Here is a 6,824-nt window from a genome sequence, read left to right on the forward strand (position 1 = left end):
GTTAACGCTTATGAAATAGGATTATTAATAAAACAGAGTAGTATATAGAGGAAGATAAGAAGATAAAAAAGGAGATTATTCAATCAGTAACGGTAGCAGATTGTTTGCAAAATGCTTCATCCTATGCCAATAAATTATATGTTGTTTATATATTTATAATGAAACATCTAACAATAGGTGAATTTACATTATTTATGGATAGCTTAAATAATGTAGAGTATAGTGTTAGAAGTATGCTAAGTTCTATTTCAGCAATATACAATGATAATTTATATGTAGATGATTTATTTAACTTTCTTCAAGAAAAAGAAATGGAGAATAAATCTTTATCAAATAAAACATTTCCGCATCAATTTAATGAAATTAGATTTGAACATGTATATTTTAAATATCCAGGAGTAGAAAATTATTGTTTACAAGATATTAATATTACAATTCAAAGTAATAAGATTTACGCTTTAGTTGGAGAAAATGGCTCAGGAAAGACTACACTTATAAAATTATTGATGGGATTATACTATCCAACAGAAGGGAATATTTATATAGACAATATAAATATAAATGACATTTCTAGAGAAAGTTTATATCAAAATATGGGTGTCATTTTTCAAGATTTTATAAAGTATCCACTAAGTATTAAAGAGAATATCGGTATAGGAAATACTGAGCATATAAAAGAAGAAGATAGAATTCTAGAGATAGGCAAATCGGTAGGTATAGATAAGTTTGTGGAGGGACTACCAGAGAAGTATGCAACACAATTGCAGAAAGAGTGGGAAGGTGGTGTAGATTTATCTATTGGCCAATGGCAGAAAATAGCTATTGGTAGAGCATTAATAGCAGATTCTAAAATAACCATATTAGATGAGCCGACAGCTTCTTTAGATCCTAAAGCAGAATATGAACTCTTTAAAAATCTAAAACAATTAATGGACCAAAAAACTTGTTTATTTATAACACATAGATTTGCTAATGTTCAATTAGCACATGAAATTATAGTAGTAGATAAAGGAAGAATTGCTGAATGTAATTCACATGAGAATCTTATGAAGTTAGATGGGATTTATGCAGAACTTTACAAAATTCAGTCAGAGGCATATGCAAGTTAATAAACTAAATGCTGTTTAGACAGATAAATGAATCATTAAGACATTTGAAATGAAATTTTTTGAAAAGGTGATATAGTAAAAATAATAAAAGGGCGAAAAATATTTGGAGGATATATTATGGTTAACAAAAATATAAGTAAAACTATAAGTGGATTGCTAATAATGGGAATGATTACAGGATGTGGAGCAAGTAATGCAACAAATGAATTAAAGGATAAACAAATTACTATCTCTACATATTGGCCAAGTCCGTATTTAGAAGAAGTTGCTAAACAATTTGAAAAGGAACATCCTGATGTGGATGTAAAAATAGAAGCTTTTAAAGAAGTAGGAGAACCTATAAAGATTAAAGAAGGGATGGAAGCACCAGGAGAAGATAAGAATCCAAATCTGTCACTAGAAGATTATATAACCTATTTAAATACAGCCTTTATGGGGAATTCGGCACCAGATTTATTAATGCTTGGTTGGGTGCCTGACTATAAATATGCTCAAAGTGGTTATTTAGTTGATTTAACATCCAATATAGAAAGTACAAGCCAATTTACGGATGAGCAGTATTATATGAATGTTTTAAAAAGTTGCACCTATAAAGATAGTATTTATGCTGTACCAGTAGCTTTTAATGTAACGATGTTGGGAGTATATGAAGAGGCTATTGAAAAAGCTGGTTTGGATGAGACAACTTTTAATGAGAAATACTGGACTTATAAGAATAGGAGAGAACTACTAGATACGGTGCGAAATAAAGAAAAGCAACAATTATATTTAGAAGGTGGAGATGCAATAAATTTATTCCATAATATGTATCAATTAGAAAGTAATCAGTTCTTACAAGTAGAAGAAAAAGTAGCAAATTTTGATGATAATAAGTTTATTACATTATTAAAAGAATGTAAGCAGGCAGAAGAAAATGGTTTATTGTATAGAGGAGGAATTGAAGACGAAGCTCAAAATAGCTTATTTACTTGTGAATTAGGTGGTACAACATATTGCTTATATCAGCCAGAATATATTGGGCATGTGGGAGACACTAATTATGCAAAACCACTTATGAATGAGGCAGGAGAAATTTGTCTTAATATATCAGAAAAAGTAGCTATTACAAAAGATGCTAAAGATCAGGCACTTTGTTGGGAGTTTATTCAAGAGATGTTATCAGAAGAAATGGAGAAGAGCCCAGAAGTAGATGGTTTCCCTGTTAATAGGAATGCTGCTACCATAAAGAATACTGAAACAGCAAAAAAGATAAATAAAGAACTTAGATTTGAAGGACTTAAATTACAAAAGCAACCACAAGAAATTGCAAATGAGTTAAATGTGAAAATTGAAGAGTGGGTAAATATGCCTTATATAAAACCTTCAGCATCAGATATTGATGATGTAGTTTATGAGGAAACAGAAGAATTCTTTAAAGGGAATAAGAGTGCAGAGGAAGTAGCTAAGAATTTACAAGCAAAAGTTTATACTATGCTAAATGAATAATAATCAAATAGGAGAGGGGTGAATAAAAAATGACTCATAAAAGAAATCTTAAAGGGATAGTGTTTCTATTACCTAGTTTATTGGGATTTAGTGTTTTTTATCTCATCCCTTTTATAATTGCATTTTATTATACGATTGTAGCTCAAGGTGTTAATGCAAGTTTTGTAGGTTTACAGTATTATATAGAGTTACTAAAAAATGATATTTTTATAAATGCATTTAAAAATACAGGAATATTTATAGGGATATGTGTGCCTATTAGTATGATGTGTTCATTGGGAATTGCCATGGGAATCAAAACCTTACATGATCAAAAAAGATTATTACAGTGTATTATACTTATTCCAATGATTATTCCAACAGCCTCTATTGCGTTCTTTTGGAAAGAATTTTTTAGTGTACAGGGGCTTTTTAATAAGATTTTAAGTATAGGTGGCATAGAAGGAATCGATTGGCTAAATTCGAAATATGCACTAGGTATAATGGTTTATATATTTATATGGAAGAACATAGGGTATAATACAATTCTTTTTACAGCAGGATTATATAATATTCCAAATACATACTATGAGAGTGCCTCTATTGAAGGAGCAGGTAGTATTGCACAATTTAAGTACATTACATGGGTTTATTTGTTTCCTACAACAGTATTAGTTTTTATTATGTCTATTATTAATTGCTTTAAGGTGTTTAAAGAAATGTACTTAATAGCAGGGGGATACCCTAATGAAAGTATTTATATGATTCAACATTATATGAATAATATGTTTTTATCCCTTAATTATCAGAAACTGAGTACATCAGCGTATGTCCTAGTGTCCTTTATACTCATATTAATGTTTATTTTACGATTGGGGCAAAGGGGGATAAAAGATGAAGATTAAAGTAATATTATTGAGGGTCTGGTTTATCGTATTAAGTATCTTGCTTTTGTATCCTTTATTAATTACATTTACAAATTCTTTTATGGAATCTACAGAAGTAATAAGACATTATCAACTAGAAGGTAGCAATATGCTTCTTATACCAGAACAGGTGACTTTGAAAAGTTATTTATACATACTTTTTTATCAACCTAAGTATCTTATTTTATTTTGGAATTCAATTAAAATAGCAGTATGCGTTATTATAGGACAGGTAATAGTTGCTTTCTTAGGGGCGTATGGTTTTGTAAGATCTAAGTTTAAAGAAAAAGAAATTATTTTTTGTATTTATATAGTGGTTATGTTATTGCCACTTCAAGTGGTACTAGTACCTAACTTTATGATTATACAAAGATTGGGACTTATAGATAGCCATTTGGCTATTATTTTGCCAGGTATATTTTCACCTTTTGGTGTGTTCTTATTAACACAATATATGAAGTCTATACCAGAGGAATATGTTGAAGCAGCTTATATGGATGGATGTAATGAAATAGATATTTTAATTCATATATATTTGCCTATTGCTAAAGCAGGGGTATTTGCCTTGGTAATTTTAACATTTGTTGAATACTGGAATGTAGTAGAACAAGCTATTGTGTTTTTGCAAGATATATATAAGCAGCCACTATCCTTGTTTTTATCGAAAATAAGTGAGGAGCAAATAGGCAGCATTTTTGCAGCATCATGTTTTTATATGATTCCAGTCATTATAGTATTTTTATATGGACAAGATTATTTAGTTGAAGGCATAGAGCTTTCAGGGATAAAGGGTAGATGATATGAAAGCAGAATTAAGTCAAAAGAAGATAGCTAAAATAGGAGGCATTTTTCTGAGCACTATTTTAGTGCTCACTTTTTTTCAAAAACTTTTATGAATATGACATTACCAAATGTAAGGGTAGGACAAGCAAAGCCTATGAATTTAAGTAAAAGAGTAGAGTGTGAAGGAAATGCAGAATTTCAAAAAGAAGTGCCTGTTTATGCACCTTTTGAAGGAAAGGTATTAAAAGCCTATGTTAAAGTTGGTGATGTGGTGAAGAAAGGAGATGCACTTTATCAATTAGATATTGAAGAGATTGAAAAAGCATTACAGACTAAGCAAATAGAATTAAAAAAGGCAGAGGTGAGTTTAAAATTACAGTCAAATAAAGTGAGTAGCATTAATGATAAGTTAAATAAAATGGGAGCAGAGATACAAGAAGAACAGGAAAAACAAAGCTTAATAAACGAAGATAAAGAGTTGGAAATAAAAGATGCTAAAGAATTGGTAGCTGTTAATGAAGAGTTATATAAAAACAGTTTGCTTTCAGAAAATGAGCTTAGAAAATCTCAAATAGCGTTAGAATCATTATTAAATGAACAAAAGAATGACATGAAAGAAAAGCAAGAGGCCAAAAAAGAAGCAATTAAAAATTTAGAAAAAGAGATGGAAAGTTTACAAGATCAAAGAAAAGAAATGCAGGGGCAAGGGGAGTTACAACAAATAGAAATAGAACAAATCAAATTAGAAATAGCTGAACTAGAAGCCAAAAAAGGGCAGGCAGGAATCATTAAATCCAGTAATGAAGGAAAAGTATTGGAAACAAAAGAAGGAGAAATAGTAGGAGAAGGTGAGAAAATCGGAGAAGGTCAAGTACTTTTAAGGCTTGGCAGCCTCAATGCAGGATATAAATTAGAGGTAGAAGTAGATCCAAAGATGGATTTTATGAAGTTAGATGATGTAACAGAGCTAAAAGGAGAAGAAGTAACTAATTTACAAGGTAGCATTAGTAAAATCAAAAAAGAAAAAGATAAGTTAAAAGTAGATATAACATTTAACTCAGAACAAGTTAATGCAGGAGATCAAATTACTGCTACTTTTAAAGAAGAAGAGAAAATCTATGATAATGTTATTCCTTATAGTGCAGTGTATAAAGAAGGTGATGGTTATTTTGTGTTCGTAGCAGAAAGTATAAAGGATGCACTAGGTAAATCTTATGTAGTTAAAAAGAAAAAGGTATATGTTGAAGATTATGATGATACTTATGCGGCTATTTCAGATGGGATTACCGTTTTGGACAAAGTAATCATTACAAGTGAGGAAGAAATAGCAGAAGGCATGCGCATAAGACTAGAAAATGAAAATGAGGTTTTAGGAGATGAATAGGTTAAATATTTTGAGAGATATAAGATTTATCATAATTGTAAGCTTCATAGGAATAGTAAGTTTAGTAGTTTCAGCATGGAGTGAAAAAGTAGGGGCAAGAGAAATCGCATATGTTACACCTAAAGATCCTACACATAAAGAAAAATTATTTACTACAAAAGATATAACTAAACTAAAAGAAAAATATCCAGAGTTAGACTTATCTTATAGTTATGAGTCTACTCAAACAATACAGTCAGATAATAGAGAGTGTTTAATATGGCTTATTCAAACTAATGAAAATTATAAAAAATGGAATAGAGTAAGTTTACGCCAAGGTAGCTTTTTAAATAATAATCCTTATAATAAGCAGCAAATCGTCTTAGATAATGAGGTGGCATTTAATTTATTTGGAAAAGTAAATTTATTAGAAGATAAGCAGCAAGAGAAAAATAATATAAAAATAGAGGGACAAACATATAAGGTAGAAGGGGTAACAAAACAAGGTTTATATGATAAGTATAAGTATAAAAATAAAAAGATAAAGGGGAAAGGATATAGTTTAGATAATAAAGAAGATATAGTACTTAATGGCTTTGTGATATGCAATCTTGATGGTGAGAAGTTAAAAAATAAAGAAATAATTAATTCAGCGTTAGCTACTTTAGGAAGAGACAAAGAAGAATATATGTATATTTCAACAAAGCAATATATGGAGAAGCTTAATAATACGATGCAATTTATAAGAAGCAGTATTTTAGTCATGCTATTAATATGCTTATGGAAGCAGATGATTGCTAGTGGGAAAATAGTGTATGCAAAACTACAGGATGAGCTAAAAAAAGAATATCTGCATAAATACATAAGAAATAATGTAAAAGTAGTACTTAAGCAAATAATCATAATAATAGCTGTAGGCGGAATAAGTGCTTTTATAGGGGGGCAATTTATAAAAGAGCTTGTTGAAGTATGTACACCAATCAAAAATACACTCGTACAAATTGAAGAATACCCTAAATCTATACAAGTAATTTGTAGAAGTAGTCAAATAGGCTTAATTTTTTGTAGCATCGTAGAAGTTTTTTTTGATAAGGAAAACCCTGAAAATACAAGGATAATAAAGGTTAATATAACTTCTTTGAAAAAAATAGAAAAAAAGGGTTGACGTATGTAGAAAAT

General features: G+C 29.7%; 6 protein-coding genes. All 6 read left to right on the forward strand.

What is annotated here, in order from left to right; genetic code table 11:
• Positions 1-194 precede the first annotated feature (194 nt).
• Positions 195-1,109: an ABC transporter ATP-binding protein gene (locus tag JCM14822_RS17415; protein ID WP_172674859.1), complete on the forward strand. Its 915-nt coding sequence runs from the start codon at positions 195-197 to the stop codon at positions 1,107-1,109.
• A 117-nt stretch (positions 1,110-1,226) separates the two neighbouring features.
• Complete coding sequence (locus tag JCM14822_RS17420; RefSeq protein WP_054743809.1) at positions 1,227-2,594, forward strand: ABC transporter substrate-binding protein; 1,368 nt, start codon at positions 1,227-1,229, stop codon at positions 2,592-2,594.
• 29 nt (positions 2,595-2,623) lie between these two features.
• Complete coding sequence (locus tag JCM14822_RS17425) at positions 2,624-3,478, forward strand: carbohydrate ABC transporter permease (RefSeq protein ID WP_054743811.1); 855 nt, start codon at positions 2,624-2,626, stop codon at positions 3,476-3,478.
• Entirely contained in the window at positions 3,468-4,298 is an 831-nt protein-coding gene (locus JCM14822_RS17430; protein ID WP_054743813.1) for a carbohydrate ABC transporter permease, read from the forward strand. Before JCM14822_RS17425 ends, JCM14822_RS17430 begins: the two co-directional genes overlap by 11 nt.
• 138 nt (positions 4,299-4,436) lie before the next feature.
• On the forward strand, positions 4,437-5,666 hold the full coding sequence (locus JCM14822_RS17435) for a biotin/lipoyl-binding protein (protein WP_172674860.1): 1,230 nt from the start codon (positions 4,437-4,439) through the stop codon (positions 5,664-5,666).
• Positions 5,659-6,810 (forward strand): ABC transporter permease, encoded by a 1,152-nt coding sequence (locus JCM14822_RS17440; protein WP_054743817.1) that lies wholly within the window; start codon positions 5,659-5,661, stop codon positions 6,808-6,810. Before JCM14822_RS17435 ends, JCM14822_RS17440 begins: the two co-directional genes overlap by 8 nt.
• Positions 6,811-6,824 lie beyond the last annotated feature (14 nt).

Source organism: Cellulosilyticum ruminicola JCM 14822 (assembly GCF_001311925.1).
In the GTDB taxonomy this organism is placed as follows: domain Bacteria; phylum Bacillota; class Clostridia; order Lachnospirales; family Cellulosilyticaceae; genus Cellulosilyticum; species Cellulosilyticum ruminicola.

Bases quoted from the DNA above. Each gene is read 5' to 3' on its own strand.
- JCM14822_RS17420 (WP_054743809.1), top strand. From the start codon at position 1,227: ATGGTTAACAAAAATATAAGTAAAACTATAAGTGGATTGCTAATAATG.
- JCM14822_RS17440 (WP_054743817.1), top strand. From the start codon at position 5,659: ATGAATAGGTTAAATATTTTGAGAGATATAAGATTTATCATAATTGTA.
- JCM14822_RS17425 (WP_054743811.1), top strand. From the start codon at position 2,624: ATGACTCATAAAAGAAATCTTAAAGGGATAGTGTTTCTATTACCTAGT.
- JCM14822_RS17430 (WP_054743813.1), top strand. From the start codon at position 3,468: ATGAAGATTAAAGTAATATTATTGAGGGTCTGGTTTATCGTATTAAGT.
- JCM14822_RS17415 (WP_172674859.1), top strand. From the start codon at position 195: ATGGATAGCTTAAATAATGTAGAGTATAGTGTTAGAAGTATGCTAAGT.
- JCM14822_RS17435 (WP_172674860.1), top strand. From the start codon at position 4,437: ATGAATTTAAGTAAAAGAGTAGAGTGTGAAGGAAATGCAGAATTTCAA.